Origin of the sequence: Nocardia sp. CC213A, from assembly GCF_030766805.1 — a bacterium.
In the GTDB taxonomy this organism is placed as follows: domain Bacteria; phylum Actinomycetota; class Actinomycetes; order Mycobacteriales; family Mycobacteriaceae; genus Nocardia; species Nocardia otitidiscaviarum.
Window position 1 is genome coordinate 144,190 of sequence record NZ_JASFXA010000016.1, and the last position, 18,083, is coordinate 162,272.

The window sequence follows — 18,083 nt, forward strand, 5'->3', positions numbered from 1 at the left end:
TCCATCCGCGACCGCCGCTGCAGCGGTGCGGCGCGGGTCTGCTGCACTGTGAGGTGACAGGTTCGATCACGTGGCCTGACTGGCCGGTGAGGTCCGTTCGACCCAGACCATTGCCGATGTCGCGCCTGGTCGGTGGTTGGGCTGGCTCACCCCGCGTTCGCTGCCCGAGCCGGATGGTCCGGCGGCACGTCGAGACCGTGCTGAATGCGGGCGAATGCGTCCAGGCCCCACGCCATGTGACGCAGGCCCGACCACAATCGCCGGGCGAGTTCCTGGATCCACCGGGTCGCGCCGCAGCGGGAATCGTCGGTAGCTGTCGGGAGCCGAGTCACGTCGTGCATACCTCCACAGTCGCAGTGGACCGGCCTGGATACGAGTGGCAAGATGGACATAGAGCGATTGGATTTTGACACGATGACTATTCGCCGGCCGACCGTTGCGATCCCACTCGTCGACGGCATGACGCTGTTCGAGATCGGTATGCCGCTGGAAGCGCTGGGATACGACTGGGACTACCGGACGGGCCCGCTCTACGACGTGACGCTCTGCGGCAATCTGCGTGGGGTACGAACTCATACCGGTGCGCGGCTCAGCCCGGAACGTCCGCTGGGCGCCTTGTCCGAGAGCGACACGGTGCTGGTTCCCGCCGTGCCACCCGGACGATCGGTGGGCCAGCGGCTGGTCCGCGAATTGCGCGCGGCAGCAGACCGAGGCACGCGGCTGGCGGCCCTGTGCACCGGCACCTTCGCGCTGGCCGAAGCCGGTCTGCTCGACGGCCGCCGTGCAACCACCCACTGGCGGCACGCACCGCTGCTACAGCGCATGTATCCGCGGATCGAGGTCGATGCGCGCGCCATCTACGTCGAAGACGACGGCGTGTTCACCAGTGCGGGCTCGGCCGCCGGTCTCGACCTGTGCCTGCATCTGATTCGGCAGGATCACGGCGACCGGGCCGCGAACATGATCGCCCGGAACCTCGTGATCTCGGCCCATCGAGACGGCGACCAGGCCCAGTACACCCACGCCGAACCACTCGACGACGCCGCGGCATGGCTCGACGAGCTGCGCTGCTGGCTCCGTGCGAACCTGCACCGGCCGATCACCCTCGACGAACTCGGCCGGGCCGCGAACATGTCGCCCCGCACCCTGGCCCGCCGGTTCGACCGGGATGTCGGGACCACGCCGATCCGGTGGGTCGCGGGGGAGCGAGTGGCAGCCGCTCGCGAACTGCTCGAGGTGACCGATCATCCCGTGGAGCGGATCGCGTTCGATGTCGGCTACGGTTCGCCGGTCACATTCCGGGCGGCGTTCACACAGGAGGTGGGAATCTCGCCGCGCAGGTACCGCAATCGCTTCGCCGGACGGTCGACATAGCCTGACCGGGATCGCCCGGTCCGCTGACGGAGGGCTTCGTCGCCTGGAAGCGGGCGGTCACGATACCGCACGGTGAGTGGCGTCGATTCGTCTACAGCTGCACTATCCGCTGACGAGCCTGGAACGTCGCTCGATCAATCGCGGCCTGGGACGCCGAGTTGGCTCCGACACTGCACCGGCACGGTGTGCGCATCGAGGAAGAACTCGTTCTCGACGAACTGATCGGGGATCTCGCCCCCCATCGGCGGCCGCTGGCCGCCGGCTGGCCGGATGGCAGCCCGGCATGGTCACCCGCGAGCGCAGTGCGTCGGTCAGACGGCGACAACGGTGAGCAGAGGCTCGATTCCCTTGAAATCGTCCGGGTTGCGGGTGAACAGGGGGAGGTCGTTCGCTGAGGCGATGGCGGCGATCATCAGGTCCATCCGTCGTGGCTTGGGGTTGCGCCCGGCCGCGACGACGAGTTTCGCCATGGATGTGAATCGCCTTGCCGCAGTGGAGGAGAACGGCAGGGCGTCGAAGGTGTGCTCGAACTCGAGGAGGCGTTCGGTGCGAACTGCCAGTACCTCCGCGGTGGTGGCCATTGCCGTGCCCAGTCCCAATTCGGCCAGTGTCACTGTGCTGATTCGGAGTTCGACCGGTAGAGCGGCTTCATCGATCAGGGGGAGGTCGATGCATACGCAGGTATCCAATAGTCCGACCGGGTGGCGGAAGGCGAGATTCGAGTCAGTCATCCAATCGGTCCTCGCCGAAGGCTTCGTCGATTTCCGCACGTTCCGCAGCGCTGTGAGCGATATCGGCGAATCGGGCGAATCGGCGCTTTGCCTCGGCTGCGCTCACGGTTCGCCTCGTGGTGATTGGGCGAAGTTCGCCGACGGGTCGGCCGTTGCGGGTGATGATGAAGTCATCACCCGCAAGCAGGGCGTCCATGACGGCAGCGCTGCCGTTTCGCAGCTCGGCCTGGGTGATGGTCCTGGTCATGAAGCCCATGATAGCAACTGATGCTATACGCGGCTATGGCGGCGTGCGGCGTGAATCGTGCGGCGTGAATGGGATATCACTCACGCTCGACCCCGCAGAGGCAAAGACCGGCAGGATGTCGCCGGTATTCGGCATCGTCTCGACCGAACTGCGGGACGCCACGAGCGACGACGGACATAACCTCGCACCAACCTCGGCGCGCTGCGGGGGTATGGCACGAATGTGGTGGATTCGCAGAGTTCGTCCGCGAGCACCACCAAGGCGGCTTGTGGAGGCTTCCGTATCGGGGTCCAGCCCGGTGCGGCGCGGGCTTGGGTCTCGATGAGAACCAGGGTGCGGACTCCGCCGCGTCACAGGTCAGGCCCGGCGATCCGCCGGGCCTGACCTGTGTAATTGCGTCGAGCATGGGAATTCTGCGGCACCCACCCTGGCGGGGCTCGTTACCGCACTAGGGTTTTCGACTGCTCGGCGGCGGGATCCGCATCCGCTGGGTTCGGGAGGTCCGATTCGGCGGAGTTCTCGGATACGGCTGTGCCGGTCGGTGGGACGCGGCGCAGCAGGGTCGCCGAGAGCACCGCCGCTAGCATGACCAGTCCCGCCGCGGTCGCCGCGGCCACGTTGAGGCCGTTGGCGAACGCCTCTTTCGCCGATGTCAGCAACGCGTCGCCGACCGCGGCGGGGAGATTCTCGGTGGCCGCCAAGGCGCCGGGCAGCGTGTCACGGGCGGCGGCCGCGACATCGGCGGAGACGCCGGACAGGTCGATATCGGACATGTCGGTGCGATAGACGGCGGCGCCGACACTGCCGAGCAGGGCGATGCCCAGCGAGACACCGAGGTCGCTCGCGGTGCTGTTGAGCGCGGACGCGGCGCCGGCCTTCTCCGGCGGGGCCGACCCGAGGGCGATATCGGTGACCAGGGCCATCTCCGGCGCGATACCGGGGTAGAGGATATAGAAGCCGACGATCAGCAGGGCCAGCCCGGAGGCGGAATCGACCTGTGTGAGTACGAGATAGCCCAGCACCGACAGCAGGCTGCCCGCGGCGACGATGTACGCCGGGCGGATGCGGCGGGCGAGCACGGGTGCGAGCATCGAGACGATCACCAGCATCACCGCGGCCGGCAGAATCAGCAGGCCCGACTCCAGCGGCGACCGTCCCTCGACCAGCTGCAGATACTGGGTGAAGAGCAGGTAGACACCGCCGAGCGCGACCGTGTTGAGCAGCGTCACACCCAGCGCGCTGCTGAAGGTGCGGTTGCTGAACAGCCGCATGTCCAGCAGCGGCTCGTCGAGACGCAGCTGGCGGCGCACGAAGGCCGTCAACAGTGCGACACCGGCGAGGACCGCGACGACCGCGGTGGTGGTCACACCGTACGCGGCGAGCTCTTTGATGCCGTAGACAACCGGCAGCATCATGACCAAAGACAGTGCGACGCTGGGCAGGTCGAGTCGCCCGGCGCGCGGAGTGCGGTATTCCGGGACCAGAGCGGGCACGGCCAGCACCACCACCGCCATGACCGGTACACCGACGAGAAGTGTGGCTCCCCACCAGAAGTTCTCCAGCAGCAGGCCGCCGAACAGCGGGCCGGTAGCGACACCGACGGACACCGATGCCGCCCACAAACCGACGGCGGTACCGCGCTGTCTGGCATCGGGGAACATGCTGCTGATGAGTGACAGGGTGGACGGCATGACGGCGGCGGCGCCCACGCCCATGACCGCACGTGCGGCGATCAGCGTCTCGACGCTCGGCGCGAAGGCTGCGACGGCGGACGCGGCGCCGAAAGCGATGGCACCCAGCAGAAGAATCCGGCGGCGGCCGATGCGGTCACCGAGGGTGCCCATGGCCACCAGCAGCCCGGCCATCGTGAATCCGTAGATGTCGTTGATCCAGAGCAGCTGCCCGCTGTTGGGACGCAGATCCGCGGCGATATCCGGGGTTGCCAGAAAGAGCACCGTCATGGTGAGGAACAGCAGCGCCGTAGGGAGTAACAGCACCGCGAGTCCGAGCCATTCCTTCACGCCGGCACGCGGGACGGTAGCGGCAGCGGTGGGTGGAGAAGATCGCATGAAGATTCCACTTCCAATCGAGGGGCGATCGGACCCGATCGCCGGCAACCTCGGCCGGGAGGTCGGCCGTTCGTACTCCTCAAGCCTCGATCAACGCGGTGACCTGCAGCAATGACGATCTGACAAAGGGAGGTTTAGCGAAACTAACCTCGCTCGAATCCCTCCGGGCACGAGTCACGAACGGCAAACCCTCATCGTCACTCCGTATGACCGGGAGGCACAACAGCGATAGGGTGAACTGATGTTTAGCGGGATTAAAGGGTAGTCGGGGATGGAACGGCACGAGATCGAAACTTTCCTGACACTGGCCGAGGAACTGCATTTCGCCCGCACCGCCGAACGCCTGCACCTCTCCCCCGGACGGGTCAGCCAGACCATCAAGAAGCTGGAACGCCGCATCGGCGGTCCGCTGTTCGAACGCACCAGCCGCCGGGTCACACTCACCGCCCTCGGTCGGCAATTCCACAGCGAGCTGCGCACCGGCTATCAGCTGGTCCAGCAGGCGATCCACAACGCCAGCGCCGCCGCACGGAGCGTCACCGGCCCGCTGCGCCTGGCATTCTCGGGACCGTGGTCCGGCAAGCTGATGTTCCGCGCCGCCGACGAGTTCCGCGCCGAGTATCCCGAGTGCGAGGTGCGGATTCGGGAGATGTCGCTGGCCGATCCGCACGGCCCCCTGCAAGCGGGCGAAGTCGATCTGCAGCTCAGCGAATGCCCGGTCGACGAACCCGGCATCACCACCGGTCCCGTCCTGTTCTCCGGGCCCTCCGCGCTACTCGTCCCCGCCGGGCATCCTCTCGCACGGCAGAAGGCGGCATCGCTGGAAGATCTCGCGCACTTTCCGCTGGTCACCTTCGCCGGACTACCACCGGGCTCCTACGATTTCTACTATCCGCGTCACACGCCGACCGGCGCACCTATCCAGCACATCCCCGTCACCATGACGTTCCACGAAATCATCAGCTACATCGGCGAAGGCAAGGGCGTCACCATCAGCTCCGCCCGCGCCGAGCGGTACCACACCCGTCACGACGTCGCCTACATCCCGCTGTCCGACGGCCCACCCGTCGAATACGCGCTCCTGTGGCCCACCGCACGCGAAACCACCGCCACCCGCGCCTTCATCGACACCATCTGCCGCGTCGCCCGCGACGAGCCTGACATTCGTTGAGCCTGTACGTGTTTCGACGTACTTGGCCCGCGCGACGCCCGGGCTGACGCCCTGTTCCATAGGAATCGATCGCGTTCGATGGCTGGCCGGTTCAGTGACGAAGTGCCTCGAGGAAGCGGTGCAGCGCGGCGATGGTGTCGGCCAGGGCGTTGGGGTCGTCGGCACCCGGCAGCCAGAGGGCGGCTTCGTTCATAGCGCCGGAGAGCAGGTGGGTGAGGGGTTCGATCGGTTGGGGCGCAAGTATTTTCGCATCGATCAAGGACTGCAGGGCCTCACCGAGGTGGCGGGCGGCGCCGGCCTCGTCCATGGTGCGCCATTCGTGCCAGCCGAGAACGGCGGGGCCGTCGATCAGCAGGATGCGCTGGATGTCGGGGTCGGTGCAGGCGGTGAGGAAGGTTCGGCAGCCCGTGAGTAATTGGTTCCACGGGTCGGGTTCGGCATCGGCTGCCGCGGCGACGCGTTCGCCGACCTCATGTTGCACCTGTTCCAGTACGGCACGAAACACCTCGGCCTTACTGGCGAAGTTGTGGTAAAGCGCGCCCTTGGTTACCCCAGCGCCACTGACGATCTCGGAAAGGCTAACCGCGCCATAACCTTTCGCCGCGAACAGGCGTCGGCTCTCACGCAGCAGGGTCTGCCGGGTCCCCTCGCGCTGCCGGCTGCGCAGGGTGCTCACCATCCGGAATCCTCCTCTTGACATGCCGCTGGTATGCGAACTACTCTAGCTCACATACCAGCGGTACGCGAAAGGCGACATCATGGAACTGAACAGCTTCTACCCCGTCCTCGGCACCGACAAGATCGCGGAAAGCCGCGACTTCTACACCAAGTGGCTGGGATTCGAGATCACGTTCGAAGCCGACTGGTACGTCAGCCTGCGGCGGCCCGGCGCCAAGCCCTACGAGCTCGCACTGCTCGACTACACCCACCCCACCGTGCCCGCCGCATACCGCAGGCCGGTGCAGGGTCTGTTGCTGAATTTCGAGGTCGAGAATGTGGACGCGGAGTGGGAGCGCATGGTCGTGCGGGGCGGCATGAAACCCGAACTGGAGATCCGCAGCGAGACGTTCGGTCAGCGACACTTCATCGTCGCCGACCCGAACGGCGTCCTACTCGACATGATCAGCGAGATCGCGCCGGGAGAGGAATACGCCGCCCAGTTCAGCCCCGAGTACGCCGCGGAGCTCGCCGAGAAGCTGGGCGACTGATTCGGCGGGGTTCACGGGCGAAAGCGCTGCGCGGGTTCGCCGTCCGAGCTGTCGGCGAACCTGCGCTGGTCGTGGCATTGGCCGATTCGCCCGATGAAACGACCACAGCCCCTGACCGGTACTGCCAGGTCAGGGGCTGTTTCCTGTGCGCCATCAGGGAATGGAGCACATTTTCAGTACCGCTGGACACTGAGAAAGTGTCCATGCGGGTGAGGTTGGTCCTCAGCGCTGAGCCTCGTCGATAGGACCCAGAAATTTGCCGACTCTGGACTGGTCGCAGGCCCGAATCTCCGGCGGGGCACTATATGGATGGGAACAGTACTGACCAGCATCTTCTCGCTGGACGGCTGGTCGTAGAATCCGATTTTGCCCTGAACGGCAGCAAGCGCTAGGCGGTTCCTGTCGACGGTTTCGACGAACACGGCACGGAGGTCCTTGGGGTACGTCGTTGTCGGGTATGCCCACCACGCGGACTCAACGCACCCTTCCGGCCGGAATTCTGCGCGGTCTGAAGAGCCTTCGCGACCGAGGTGCAACGTGGCGCACTCACGATCGTTATCTGTTGCGCCCCTATCCGGTCCGAGTTCCCACTGCGGATAGTGGGGTTCAGTTTTCGGCGACGACGATCACGCTGTCCTGTGCGGATAGGGTGATCGTGGCATTCTTGGGCGGGTTGAGGGTGACGCCGTAGGCCGGTGGCTGGTCCGCATGGTGGTGCAGCCGGTAGCCGATGGCCGCCTCGCCGCGCAGGCGCGCGGCATGCACGAGGGTGGCGAAGTTGATCTCGGTGTCGGTGGTGATGTAGTCGGGGGCGGGTTTGAGGTAGATCTCGGAGCCGCTGGGATCGAACAGGTCGGTGAAAACCGCTTGCAGATGGCGGTTCTCGGCGAGTTGGGTCAGCAGCAGGCTGATCAGTTTGCTGCTGACGATGAAGTCGTCGGCCTTGGTGACCTGCGCGATCTCCCGGTTGGCGTCGTCGTTCATCTCGGTGACGATCGAGTACGGATCGCCGATGCGGACTTCGATGTCACGCAGATGCAACAGGGTCACCAGGGTCCGGTCGTCGGCGTGGTCCTCTTCGAGCGTGTCGTCGGTGAGCACGATGACGTGCTGGTAGCTGCCCGGGTTCAATGCTTCCAGCGAGCGCCGACTGGTCGGTTCGCAGACGCGGTAGCCGACGGTCAGGTTGTCCCTGGGGCTGTCGGTGACCTCGTCGGGCGGGGGATGCGGGGCGGCGATGTCGAGCACGGACCCGGGCGCGACGTACTCGTCGAGCAGGCCGAGAATCCACGGGCCGCGCGCGTTCCAGCCGACCAGCAGGGTCCGGTCGGGGACGGGTACGGGGGCCTGGTCGGGGACGGTCGCCAGGGCCGCGGTGACGACCGGTACCGGCTCGGTCGTCGCCGGCTTCACCAGCAGATCGCCCTCGGCGAGCAGGATGATCTGGTCGTCGGTGGCGATCATGGTGTCCATCGGCGGGTTCACCGCCACGGTCCCGTCGCCGCGGCGCAGTCCCAGCGGGCAACCGAGGTGATAGGCGCTCAGCGCGTCACCGTAGGTGCGCCCGGCCAGGGTGGGTTCGGCCCGCAGGTAGATTCCGTTGCCGGCGAAGTCGAGCAGGTCGGTGCACACCGTGGACAGACCGGACTGGCGATGCGACTGCACCACGATCCGTACCGTGATGTCCTCGGCGTCGATGACGAGGGTGTCCGCGTCGGCGGCCAACCGGGCCGCGGCCAGGTTCTCCGACTGCTGCACCGCGGCGACCACGTGCGGGCGCCGGGTCGGCCACGACCGGTTGTTCAGCAGCAGCAAGGCTTTGATCACGTCGATATCGGCGTCGTCGCCCGGTGGCGGCAGCACGATGATCGCTTTGGCGGTGTCGAGGCTGACCAGGTCCAGATCGATCCGCTTGAGCGGGCTGCCCGACCGGCAGGTCACCCGCGTTCGGCCGGTGTCGCCGACGCGGGCGCGGATCTGATCCTCCATGTCGACCTTGTCCCGATCGGCCAGGATCACCACGCTCGAGCGGCGCGTGCCCTTGTTCGCGCCGACCAGCTCGGCCACCACGGTGAACACCTGATCCGACCAGCCCAGCACCACGGTGTGCCCTGACTCGATCAGTGGCGCCCGGCCCTTGCGCAGCTGCGCGATCCGCTGTTCCATGCCGGTCACCAGCACACCGATCAACGAACTGACGATGAAGACCCCGCCGAGCGTCACCGCCAGCATCAGCACCAGGAACGGCACGCTGAACACGGTCGCGTCGTCGCCGCCCATCGTCCCGGGATCGAGCGTGCGCAGCAGACTCATCCACGCCACACCCACCCAGCCGCCCTTGACCCCCGCGACATCGGCCGGTGCCAGCAGTGTCGCCAGCACCGTGATCACCGCGATCAGTACTGCCGACGCCAGACCCAGCCAGCCGATCAAGGCCGGAGTCCCGCGATCCATCGTGCGGTCGAACCAGAATCGCAGTCGGTCCCGCGCTCTGATCCTGGCCACCCGCACCAGCTCCTCCCACTCCTGGCATCCCGTCGCAAACGAAGGTAGCTGTCGGCAGCGAATCATGTACCGCCAAACCGCCATTCAACTCCAGCCCCGCTCCTGCCACACCATGCTATTGCGGATTGCACGCGCGATGGCGTTGTCCGAGCCGAGTTGGCGTGTGCACGGGCGCAATTCACGTACGCGACGGGAGCGACGAGGCGAGCGCTGAAATGCCCGACGTTCCGTCTTGCTGTCCGCGCCTAGGGAAATCGGCGTTCTTGCCGCATCATCAGCAGCAATAGGGCGACGATCAGCCCTCCGCCGAACAGATACAGTCCCCACGCTCCAGAGAACAGATCGCGATACTGCGTGCTCAACTGCTGGTCGAACCGCTCGTTCAACCGCCAGGCCAGCGCGAGCAGAGTTGCCAGCCCGGAGAGCACGCCCAGCCATGCCAGCGAGTACGAGCCGATCATCGCGGCCAGTAGGACCGCGATGGCAGCCCCGAGCAGTACCACCTCCAGTGACGAGGTGAAAGTGACTGACCGGCTACCGATTTGATCGAGAGCACGATCGGGTGCGAACCCGTCGCGTAGGTCGGCGAAGCGTACATCCCGGGCTCCCAGCGTGCCGACTAGTGGGCCGAACGTGCCTCCCGCCATTGCGACGGCGCAGACGAAAAGCAGCAGGTGCACCGAAGTACGCACGCCTCTACGATATTGCGCGGCCGGCGATCTCGCAGGGGCGCGCCGAGCGGTGCTCATGAGACGGCGGCGGTGCTTTTGCCACCGTGCCGCGCACTGTTGCGTGGGTGCCCCGAGAACTCCGGTAACAAGCGCGCCCAGGGGACGCGATACGGGGGTTCAGGCGCCGAACAGTTGGGTCCAGTAGGTTCCGTTGCGGCCGCCACCGACGAGGCCGACCCCGATATGGGTGAAGTCCGGTTTCAGGATGTTGGCGCGATGACCGGGGCTGTTCATCCACCCGTCCACGACCTCGGCGGGATCGTGGTAGCCGTTGGCGATGTTCTCGCCGATCGTGCGGCGGGTGCAACCCGCCGCAGCGGCACGGTCCCATGGCCGACTGCCGTCGGGGCAGGTGTGGGCGTAGAAGTCACGGGCCACCATGTCCGCGCTGTGCGCTTGCGCGGCCCGGGTGAGCAGGGGATCGGGGGTCAGCGGTGGCAGCCCCGCCCTGATGCGCTCGCGGTTGGTGAGTTCGATGACGTCGGCCTGGGTCCGCGCCAGGCGATCCGGTGTGAGGGGCGCGGCCAGCAGCAGGGTCCAGTAGATGTCGCCCGAGCCGCCGCCGTAGTGCGCCAGACCGGCGTGTGTGAAGCCCGGAGCATGCACTGTGCGCCGGAAGTTGTTGTCGGACAGGCAGAACTCGAGGAGCTCGGTGGGTGTGCGTGGCCCGGAGATCACGAGCTTGCCCAGGACCAGGCAGGGGTATCCGGCCGCGGCGACACGTTGATGCACGGATGTGCCGTCCGGGCGGTCGACGTCGAAACTAGCGGCTGTGGCCATCGCCGTGGCGTGGTCACGGGCCACGGCGGTCAGGCGCACGTGCTCGGAGATCGGCGGGGATCCGGCCGCTGCGCGGGCCGAGTTGATCAGGTCCGCGAAGCCATTCATCGTGGGTGCGGGCACCGAGGGAAGCGCCGACGGGGACGGTGCACTCGTCGGTGGCGTCGTGTCGTCGACGATGTCCACTCCGAAGTCCCGGGCGATTCCCGCCAGCCCGTCGGCATACCCCTGCCCGATCGCCCGCACCTTCCATTCGCCGCCGCGCCGGTAGAACTCCGCGAGCAGCAGCACGGTCGCCTGCCCGATGCGGCCGGGTGTGAACCGGGCCAGCGCGCGGCCCCGTGGATCGGTGACCTGCAGTGTGGGCGAGGGCAACCGATCCAGCGGCATGCCCGGCTCGGCCGCGCTGACGACCACCGTGACCCGGCCCGCGCCCGGACGCAGCGCCGCCGGATCGACGATCAGAGTGTCGGCGCTCAGGCGGACGCCGGGCGCGCGCGGCTGGTTGTAGAACACGAAGTCGCCGTCATCGCGGACCCTGGTGTCGTCGGTGATGAGCGCGGACACGTCGAACGGGCCGGGGACCCGTACGGTCAGAACACAGGCGGGCAGAACAAGATTGCCGCCAGGGATCAACTCGGTCATTGCACAGCCTCGGTGTAGCGGTTGTAGCCCGGTGGGCGCTGCACCGACAACGTCTGCCAGGGCGTGTGGGTTCCGGACCTCGACCTGCCACCGCACGTGATCTGCTACCGCGACGTGACCGCGCCGAACGCGGCGTCCGGTCGGGCTTCGCCGTGAGTCCGGTCAGGTTCGCGGAGGCCGCGGGGTGGGGTGGAGCCGCACCTCGGTGATGGTGTTGGTGTCGGTGCCGGTGATCTCGATGGTCCAGTCGGTGAGGGGCAACCGGTCGCCCGCCATGCGGGGTATCCGGCCGAGGAGGATCAGGGCCATGCCGGCGATTGTCGTGTAGTCGCCGTCGGGTGCATCGGCCAGGTCGACACCCAGGTCAGTCAGATCGTGGACGGGGAACGAGCCGGGCAGTAGCAGACTGCCGTCGGGTTCGTGGTGTACGGCGAGGAGGTCGCGGTCGGTGTCGTCGTAGATTTCACCGACGATCTCTTCCAGGAGGTCTTCGAGAGTGACGATGCCTTCGACTGTGCCGTGTTCGTTGACCACGAGGGCGAATTGCTCGTGGTCGTTCTTGAATCGGCGCAGGGCGTCGCTGACACGGAGGGTGTCGGGCAGGACCGTAGCGGGGCGTGCGGCGTCGGTGAGGCTGGTGGCGTCGTCGAGCAGGGTGCGCAGGTTGACCACGCCGATGGTGTCGTCGAGGTGTGTGCCCGCGACCACGGGGGCGCGGGAGTGCCCGGCGTGTGCCAGTGCGTGGGAGGCGTCGGTGACGGGCAGGTCGGCGGGGAGGGTGAAGACGGCGCGTCGGGGTACGAGGATCTGCCGGAGGACGCGTTCGTGGATGTCGAGTGCGCCGAGGATGATGGTGCGCTGTTCCGGGGTCAGCCCGCGGTGGCCCGCGACCAGATCCCGGAGTTCGGCGGGGCTCAGCTGTTCTCGGCTGGCTTTCGGGTCCCCGCCGAACAGGCGCACGGTCAGATCCGTGGCTGTCGCGAGCAGCCACACGATGGGCCGGGACAGGCGGGAGAGCAGGTCGATGGGCCGTGCGGCCAGTAGTGCCCACCGCTGGGAGTACTGCATGGCGAGCCGCTTCGGGGCGAGTTCACCGAGTACGAGGGTGGCGAAGGTGAGCAGCAGTGTGACCGTGATGACCGCGACCGGTTGGGCGGTGGCTCCCAGGAATTCGAGTGCGGTGGCGAGTGGTTCGGCGAGGGTCACCGCGGCGGTGGCCGAGGCGAGGAAACCGGCGAGGGTGATGCCGATCTGGATGGTGGCCAGGTAGCGGTTGGGGTCGCGGGCCAGCCGGACCAGGATCCGCACGGCCGCTGTCCCGCGTTGCCGATCGAGGCGGGTGATCTGGCTGTCTCGCAGGGAGATCAACGCGATCTCGCTGCCCGCGAACAGTGCGTTCGCGATGACCAGCACCGCGACCAGCGCGAGGTTGAACCAGTAGCCGCTCATGAACCATCGATACACCGGGTCGGCGGCGGCCACCACAGGTTGATCGCGACCGGTGGCGGCGGTTGCTGCCCCGGATAGTCTGTCGCGGCCAGACGGGGCTGGAGGACCGAGTCCGCGATGGTACGGCGACCCGGAGCAGTATTCGGGTCGGAAACCGCTGGGCTTCAACAGAACCGAGATGCATTGAGCGGCCACAACGCTGCCCGATTGGAGCTGACGGGGTGTTGCGATCTGTGAGATGCTCGGTCTGCCGCTGCGCCGGGCGTTATGGAGACCTGGTCGGATCGGTGCGTGATCGATATCGAGGAGGAATGATGACCGCGGGTGGGTATGGGCAGATTCCGGGGCAGGCGCCGATCGGTGTGACTCCGGCGGGGATCGGCGGTCGTGCCGCGGCCCGGTTCATCGATTGGATTATCGCCGGTATCGTCGGCGGCCTCCTGTTCTGGGTGTTGGACAAGGCTTCGGATCTGCCGAGTTGGGTGTCGATCCTGCCTGGCGCCGGATTCGGGTTCCTGTACTTCGTGTTGTTCGAGGTGGCGACCGGGTCGACGCCGGGCAAGAAGGCCCTCGGCCTGCACGTCAACGGGTCCGGTGGCGCGGACAAGCCGAGCGTCGCGGAGTCGGCGAAGCGCAATGCGTACATGCTGTTCAACCTGATTCCGTGGGTCGGCGGGCTGCTCTGGTTCATCTCGGCCATCGCGATCGCGGTCACGGTCAGTTCGAGCTCGACCAAACAGGGCTGGCACGACAACTTCGCGGGCGGTACCCAGGTGGTCAAGGGCTGACCGCGCGACCACCGGCGACCACGCCGGTCCCATGGCCCGCAGCCTCGTGACTATGGCGCACTTTCACGACCGGATCGAGTAGCGCACCGAGTTCGTCCGCGCCGAAACAGAATCCGCTGAGTCTCAGGGGGCACCCTGGCACAGCATCCTTGGCGAACGAGACCAGTGCACCCTGGAGGAGATCGAGCGCGCGGCGACAGAATTCCTTGTCGGACACGGATTCCGGATCGCGGCATCGCTGGTGACCCGTGTGCTTGCGCGGACGCCCCACGCGCGGAGAATCGGTCGTCGTTGCGACGACTACGGTCAGTGCCGAGATTCAGGGTCGGGTTTCGGGGATCTCCCGGATGCGGTGCCGATGTCGTGACGGGCACGATGAGTGAAAGCTGTTCGAGCGCTGGGAGATCCCCGTGTCCACTCCAGTCTCCGGTGTGGTCGTCGGATTCATGAGCGGCTGGGCGCACCGGTGGCCCGGCGCGCTGCTGATGGCCACCGGTGTCGCCTCGGCGGTGTTCACCCTCGGCACCGCGGTGCAGTGTTTCGTCATCGTGGACCTCGAAACGCTGGATCGCATGATGGAGCTGGCCGACCCCGCCGCGGCCGACGCCATGCCGTGGTTCCTCATTGTCTTCCGATTGGCCGGCTCGCTCTACATCGTGGGCAACGCCGTGGGAATGCTGGGGTTGTTGCGTCGTCCGTGGCCCTGGCTGTTCTGGATCGTCGTGCTGGTGAACGCGACACAGGCGGCGGGCCTGGTGCTGGTGCCGCCGGAGATGTTCACCGCCGCGCGTGAGGAATTCGGCATCTCGGGGATATTGCCGACGGTGGTGACCGATGGCGGCGCCGCAGTGCTGACCGTGGTGTTGGTGGTGACATTCCTCGGCACCCGCGCGCCGTGGGGGCACAGGCGGCATTCTTCGGCGGCGTGACCGGCCAGGCTCCGGCGCGAGTCGCCACTGTTCACGCGCACGAAATGCGCTACCGGGCGACCTTTTTCGATGGCTGTGGTCAGGCGCAGGTGTCGTCGGCGGCGTTGGTGATGGTGAGATCGGTCGGCAGCGCCGTCGCGGTGGTGTCGGTATCGAGTGGTGTGAGGATGCCGGTGTAGTCGGTGCCGAGGATCAGGTCGATGCCGTCGGTGTTCTCGGTGGTTTCTTCCAGTGCGGCGTCGGGCACCAGTGTGGCGAGGGTGTCGGCGGCGGCGCGTTGTCCGGCGGGGAAACGGATGACGGTGTCGCTGCTGGTTTCGGGATGGTTTCCCACCGAAGCGATGGTGTAGCCATAACCGGCGAGTTCGGTCGCTGTGGTCGAAGCCAGTCCCGGGGTGGTCGTGGCGTTGGCGACGCGTACCGTGATCTGCTCGGGGTCGACGGTCTCGGCCGGGTCGGTGGCGGGGACGGCCGCGGCGAGGGTGGTGGTGACCGGCATCGGGGTGCGCTCCTCGCCCGGCAGCGGGGTGTCGTCGATGATGGCGCCGAAGATGGCGCGGATATCGCTCATGCGAGGGATCTCGTTCCCGGCGTCGTTGGTGCCCGCGGTGGGGACGGTGAGGAAGGTGACCGCGCCGGCATTGACGTTCTGCAGGGACCGGCCCAGGGTGAGCAGGTCTTGCGGGGTGACGTTCTCGACGAACGTCTGGTTGGCGAAGGCGGTGATGACGCTGTTGAGTTTGCCGGGGTCGAGCAGCACCTTGCCCGAGAGCGCCGAGCGCAGCAGCGCGGACAGGAACCGTTGCTGGCGTTTGATGCGCCCGTAGTCGCTGGTGGGGTCGCTGCGGATGTGACGGGCCCGCACATAATCGAGGGCGGTTGCGCCGTCGATGGTTTGGCGCCCCGCCGTGGGCAGCACCGCGCCGAGCAGGTCGTCGATGAGCGGGGTGGGGGTGCAGACCTCGACGCCGCCGATCTGGTCGACCATGGTTTCGAAGCCGGCGAAGTCGATGCCGATGAAGTGCCCGATGCGCAGTCCTGAGATCTTCTGGATGACTTTGACCAGGCAGCGGGGTCCGCCTTCGGCGTAGACGCCGTTGAGTTTGACACCGTCGGCGGCATACAGGGTTTGGTCGGAGTAGCCGGCGGTGGCGTTGTCCCACACCGGGCACGCCGGGCGGGAGACATCGAGGTCGCGGGGGAAGGAGACGGCGACGACGCGTTGCCGGTTGGCGGGGATGGTGATGAGCATGACGGTGTCGGCGCGTGCGCCTTCCACATCGGTGGCGGAGCCCGCACCCATCTGCCCGTTCGTTCCAGCACGACTGTCGGTGCCGACGATCAGGAAGGTTTCGTCACCGCGCTGCCCGCCCGGATCGACCACGTCTTCGGAGTCGAGGTCGAGCGCGTCGACGTGGGTGAAGCCGTCGTCGATGGCGTGCAGGTACTGCCACGCCCCGCCGGTGCCCAGCAGCGTCAGTACCGACACGACGGTGACGACGCCACGCCCGAGGACCCGGACCCGTCGTCGGCTGGCACGCTCGGCCGAGCGGCGGCGCTCACGCCTCGATCGCGGCGCTGGCGCGGACTCGGGGGCGGGCGGATATTGGTCGGTGACCGCGGTCATCCACGGCGCGGGCAGGGACTGGTGGCGGGTTGGTTCGTCCGGGGTGGTGTGCGCTGAGCGGGTGGGGAATCGATCGGTACGTTCCCACGGCGCAGGGCGGGAGTGCCGCCCGGTGGCGGGCCGGTCTTCGTCGGTCACGCGGTATTGGCTCCTGTTGTTCACCCGCACCCGTCAGGGTTGTGTGGACATGGTAGCCAGGACCGATCTTGATACCCGCGCACCAGGTTTCGCAGGCCACCGATTCGGGCAACGGTGCACGGTTGCCGCGGCGAGACCGCATTCGGCGACGTAACCGGGACGTCGCAGCGGTGTCGCGCACCGGGAACGATCTGTGTTCGGTGTTGCCCGCGTGGTTGATCGTCACCGTAGAGTGGCGGCGTGGCCGCACTGCTGACCCAAGGACAAACCGGCGGACTCGGCATTGCCGATCTCACCGTGACGGTGCACCACAGCGCCCGAGTGGATGTGGCCGCGTTGTTGCTCACCGCGAGCGGTGCGGTGCGGACCGACGAAGATCTGGTGTTCTACAACCACGCCGCAGGGTCGGGCGTGCGGCTGGTTCCCGGGCAGAGCTCGATGACGATCAGTCTGCCGGGGGTTCCCGCCGGTATCGATCGCATTCGGGTGGTCGTGACCCTCGACGACCGCAACGGTCGCTTCGGCGACCATCCGCCCCCGCATGTCACCGTCGCCGACGATCGCGGTAATCCGCTCTACGAGTACGTGATCGACGGTCTCGGCGGCGAGCACAGCGTCGCCGCGGTCGATCTGGTTCGCGGTGACGACGGATGGTTCGCGCGTGCGGTGGGTCGTGGTCATCGGGGTGGTTTCGCGGCTTTGCTCACCGATCACGGTGTGGCCGTGCACAATTCACCGCAGCGACCGGTGCGGGCACAGGAAGCGGCGATCGCTCCCGTTCTGCGTCCGGGGCAAGCCGTGCCGCTGCGCAAGCAGGGTGCGGATCTGTCGTTCGTGAAGATGGCGCTGGGCTGGGATCCGATCACCGTGCGCGGCCGGTGGGGGATGCGCCCGGTCGAGATCGACCTCGACGCGGCGGCATTGGTGTTCTTCGGTCACGCTCTTGTCGATGCCGCCTATTTCGGGCGGCTGGTCACCCGTGATGGGGCGGTTCGGCATTCCGGTGACAATCTCACCGGGGAGGGTAAGGGCGATGACGAGGTCATCGCCGTCGACCTGACCCGGCTGGCATCGCAGGTGACCGCCATCGTCTTCACCATCACCTCCTACGCCGGGCACACCTTCGACAGCGTCCGCAATGCGTTCTGGCGGTTGATCGACGGCACCACCGGCGCCGAGCTGACTCGCGCGGACCTGTCCGCGGGCGGTCCGCACACCGGCATGGTCGTCGCGAAGCTGCATCGCGAGGACGACGTGTGGAAGATCCAGGCACTGGGTCACCCCATTCATGCCGGGCATCCGGTGGAGGCGGCACAGCAGATCACGCGATACCTGTGACGACCGTCCTTGTCGCCCGCGGTGCTCGGGCATGCCGCGGGTTCGTCGGTGGACTGAGGCGCAGCCGGAGACTTCTTGCTCTACTGTGAGTGCCGTTCACACTGTGAAGGGAGCCTGGTGTCCAGTCGGATTCGGTTCGAGGGCTTGTGGTACGACGTCCCGGGCGATCGCATCGACACCGTTGTGCGGGCGATCGCGGCGGCCCGGCATGGTCAGCCGCAGGTCGTGAGTCTGCCTCGGCCGGACGGTTATGTGCATCTGCTGGTGACAGCGCAGTCGTCGATCATTCTGGAAACCGACACGATGATCGAGTTCCCGAACGGTTTCGCGCAAGACTGAGCGCCTGGCTCTTG

At 67.0% G+C, this 18,083-nt stretch carries 18 protein-coding genes; 8 read left to right on the forward strand and 10 right to left on the reverse strand.

The genetic code is table 11. From position 1 onward, the window contains the following. Positions 1-146: 146 nt before the first annotated feature. Positions 147-341: a hypothetical protein gene (locus QJS31_RS26545; RefSeq protein WP_306358009.1), complete on the reverse strand. Its 195-nt coding sequence runs from the start codon at positions 339-341 to the stop codon at positions 147-149. Between the two features lie 73 nt (positions 342-414). On the opposite strand from QJS31_RS26545, the gene QJS31_RS26550 reads away from it, so the two are divergent. Beyond that, positions 415-1,374, forward strand: coding sequence for a GlxA family transcriptional regulator (locus QJS31_RS26550; protein ID WP_306358010.1), 960 nt, complete (start codon positions 415-417; stop codon positions 1,372-1,374). Between the two features lie 137 nt (positions 1,375-1,511). Next, positions 1,512-1,769 (forward strand): DUF2399 domain-containing protein, encoded by a 258-nt coding sequence (locus QJS31_RS37445; RefSeq protein ID WP_372341713.1) that lies wholly within the window; start codon positions 1,512-1,514, stop codon positions 1,767-1,769. Here QJS31_RS37445 and QJS31_RS26555 read toward each other — a convergent pair. The 3 genes from QJS31_RS26555 to QJS31_RS26565 all read right to left on the reverse strand — a co-directional run bounded on the left by QJS31_RS26555 (position 1,686) and on the right by QJS31_RS26565 (position 4,421). Next, on the reverse strand, positions 1,686-2,105 hold the full coding sequence (locus QJS31_RS26555) for a type II toxin-antitoxin system VapC family toxin (RefSeq protein ID WP_282785087.1): 420 nt from the start codon (positions 2,103-2,105) through the stop codon (positions 1,686-1,688). The two genes, QJS31_RS37445 and QJS31_RS26555, sit on opposite strands and share 84 nt — an antisense overlap. Beyond that, complete coding sequence (locus tag QJS31_RS26560; protein WP_282785086.1) at positions 2,098-2,352, reverse strand: type II toxin-antitoxin system Phd/YefM family antitoxin; 255 nt, start codon at positions 2,350-2,352, stop codon at positions 2,098-2,100. Before QJS31_RS26560 ends, QJS31_RS26555 begins: the two co-directional genes overlap by 8 nt. A 440-nt stretch (positions 2,353-2,792) precedes the next feature. Continuing rightward, positions 2,793-4,421: an MFS transporter gene (locus QJS31_RS26565; RefSeq protein WP_306358011.1), complete on the reverse strand. Its 1,629-nt coding sequence runs from the start codon at positions 4,419-4,421 to the stop codon at positions 2,793-2,795. A gap of 271 nt (positions 4,422-4,692) precedes the next feature. On the opposite strand from QJS31_RS26565, the gene QJS31_RS26570 reads away from it, so the two are divergent. Beyond that, positions 4,693-5,592, forward strand: coding sequence for a LysR family transcriptional regulator (locus QJS31_RS26570; protein WP_282776407.1), 900 nt, complete (start codon positions 4,693-4,695; stop codon positions 5,590-5,592). A gap of 91 nt (positions 5,593-5,683) precedes the next feature. On the opposite strand, the gene QJS31_RS26575 is transcribed toward QJS31_RS26570, so the two are convergent. Continuing rightward, a complete protein-coding gene (locus QJS31_RS26575) occupies positions 5,684-6,271 on the reverse strand; it encodes a TetR/AcrR family transcriptional regulator (RefSeq protein ID WP_282776406.1) in 588 nt (195 codons plus the stop codon). 79 nt (positions 6,272-6,350) lie between these two features. Between QJS31_RS26575 and QJS31_RS26580 the strand changes: the two genes are divergently transcribed. After that, positions 6,351-6,800, forward strand: a complete 450-nt coding sequence (locus tag QJS31_RS26580; protein ID WP_282776404.1) for a VOC family protein — start codon at positions 6,351-6,353, stop codon at positions 6,798-6,800. Between the two features lie 606 nt (positions 6,801-7,406). On the opposite strand, the gene QJS31_RS26585 is transcribed toward QJS31_RS26580, so the two are convergent. The 4 genes from QJS31_RS26585 to QJS31_RS26600 all read right to left on the reverse strand — a co-directional run bounded on the left by QJS31_RS26585 (position 7,407) and on the right by QJS31_RS26600 (position 12,910). Further along, positions 7,407-9,305: a hypothetical protein gene (locus QJS31_RS26585; protein ID WP_282776401.1), complete on the reverse strand. Its 1,899-nt coding sequence runs from the start codon at positions 9,303-9,305 to the stop codon at positions 7,407-7,409. Positions 9,306-9,550: 245 nt separating this feature from the next. Then, the gene (locus QJS31_RS26590) at positions 9,551-9,997 is read right to left on the reverse strand and encodes a hypothetical protein (protein ID WP_282776400.1); all 447 of its coding nucleotides are present in this window, start codon (positions 9,995-9,997) and stop codon (positions 9,551-9,553) included. 156 nt (positions 9,998-10,153) lie between these two features. Continuing rightward, positions 10,154-11,461 (reverse strand): CAP domain-containing protein, encoded by a 1,308-nt coding sequence (locus QJS31_RS26595; protein WP_282776398.1) that lies wholly within the window; start codon positions 11,459-11,461, stop codon positions 10,154-10,156. A 162-nt stretch (positions 11,462-11,623) separates the two neighbouring features. Then, a complete protein-coding gene (locus QJS31_RS26600; protein ID WP_282776397.1) occupies positions 11,624-12,910 on the reverse strand; it encodes a hemolysin family protein in 1,287 nt (428 codons plus the stop codon). A 314-nt stretch (positions 12,911-13,224) separates the two neighbouring features. Between QJS31_RS26600 and QJS31_RS26605 the strand changes: the two genes are divergently transcribed. Next, positions 13,225-13,698, forward strand: coding sequence for an RDD family protein (locus tag QJS31_RS26605; protein WP_282776395.1), 474 nt, complete (start codon positions 13,225-13,227; stop codon positions 13,696-13,698). Between the two features lie 410 nt (positions 13,699-14,108). Then, the gene (locus tag QJS31_RS26610; protein ID WP_282776394.1) at positions 14,109-14,627 is read left to right on the forward strand and encodes a hypothetical protein; all 519 of its coding nucleotides are present in this window, start codon (positions 14,109-14,111) and stop codon (positions 14,625-14,627) included. Between the two features lie 79 nt (positions 14,628-14,706). Here the strand turns inward: QJS31_RS26610 and QJS31_RS26615 are convergent, their stop codons facing one another. Continuing rightward, positions 14,707-16,392, reverse strand: a complete 1,686-nt coding sequence (locus tag QJS31_RS26615; RefSeq protein WP_306358012.1) for an LCP family protein — start codon at positions 16,390-16,392, stop codon at positions 14,707-14,709. 240 nt (positions 16,393-16,632) lie between these two features. Between QJS31_RS26615 and QJS31_RS26620 the strand changes: the two genes are divergently transcribed. Together QJS31_RS26620 and QJS31_RS26625 are read left to right on the forward strand one after the other, a co-directional pair. Beyond that, the gene (locus QJS31_RS26620) at positions 16,633-17,730 is read left to right on the forward strand and encodes a TerD family protein (protein ID WP_306358013.1); all 1,098 of its coding nucleotides are present in this window, start codon (positions 16,633-16,635) and stop codon (positions 17,728-17,730) included. Between the two features lie 117 nt (positions 17,731-17,847). Next, positions 17,848-18,069, forward strand: a complete 222-nt coding sequence (locus QJS31_RS26625; protein ID WP_282776389.1) for a hypothetical protein — start codon at positions 17,848-17,850, stop codon at positions 18,067-18,069. The last annotated feature ends 14 nt before the right edge of the window (positions 18,070-18,083 follow it).

Coding starts and splice junctions, on each gene's coding strand:
- QJS31_RS26605 (WP_282776395.1), top strand. CDS start 13,225: ATGACCGCGGGTGGGTATGGGCAGATTCCGGGGCAGGCGCCGATCGGT.
- QJS31_RS26575 (WP_282776406.1), bottom strand. CDS start 6,271: ATGGTGAGCACCCTGCGCAGCCGGCAGCGCGAGGGGACCCGGCAGACC.
- QJS31_RS26600 (WP_282776397.1), bottom strand. CDS start 12,910: ATGAGCGGCTACTGGTTCAACCTCGCGCTGGTCGCGGTGCTGGTCATC.
- QJS31_RS26545 (WP_306358009.1), bottom strand. CDS start 341: ATGCACGACGTGACTCGGCTCCCGACAGCTACCGACGATTCCCGCTGC.
- QJS31_RS26555 (WP_282785087.1), bottom strand. CDS start 2,105: ATGACTGACTCGAATCTCGCCTTCCGCCACCCGGTCGGACTATTGGAT.
- QJS31_RS26560 (WP_282785086.1), bottom strand. CDS start 2,352: ATGACCAGGACCATCACCCAGGCCGAGCTGCGAAACGGCAGCGCTGCC.
- QJS31_RS26565 (WP_306358011.1), bottom strand. CDS start 4,421: ATGCGATCTTCTCCACCCACCGCTGCCGCTACCGTCCCGCGTGCCGGC.
- QJS31_RS26570 (WP_282776407.1), top strand. CDS start 4,693: ATGGAACGGCACGAGATCGAAACTTTCCTGACACTGGCCGAGGAACTG.
- QJS31_RS26550 (WP_306358010.1), top strand. CDS start 415: ATGACTATTCGCCGGCCGACCGTTGCGATCCCACTCGTCGACGGCATG.
- QJS31_RS26595 (WP_282776398.1), bottom strand. CDS start 11,461: ATGACCGAGTTGATCCCTGGCGGCAATCTTGTTCTGCCCGCCTGTGTT.
- QJS31_RS26580 (WP_282776404.1), top strand. CDS start 6,351: ATGGAACTGAACAGCTTCTACCCCGTCCTCGGCACCGACAAGATCGCG.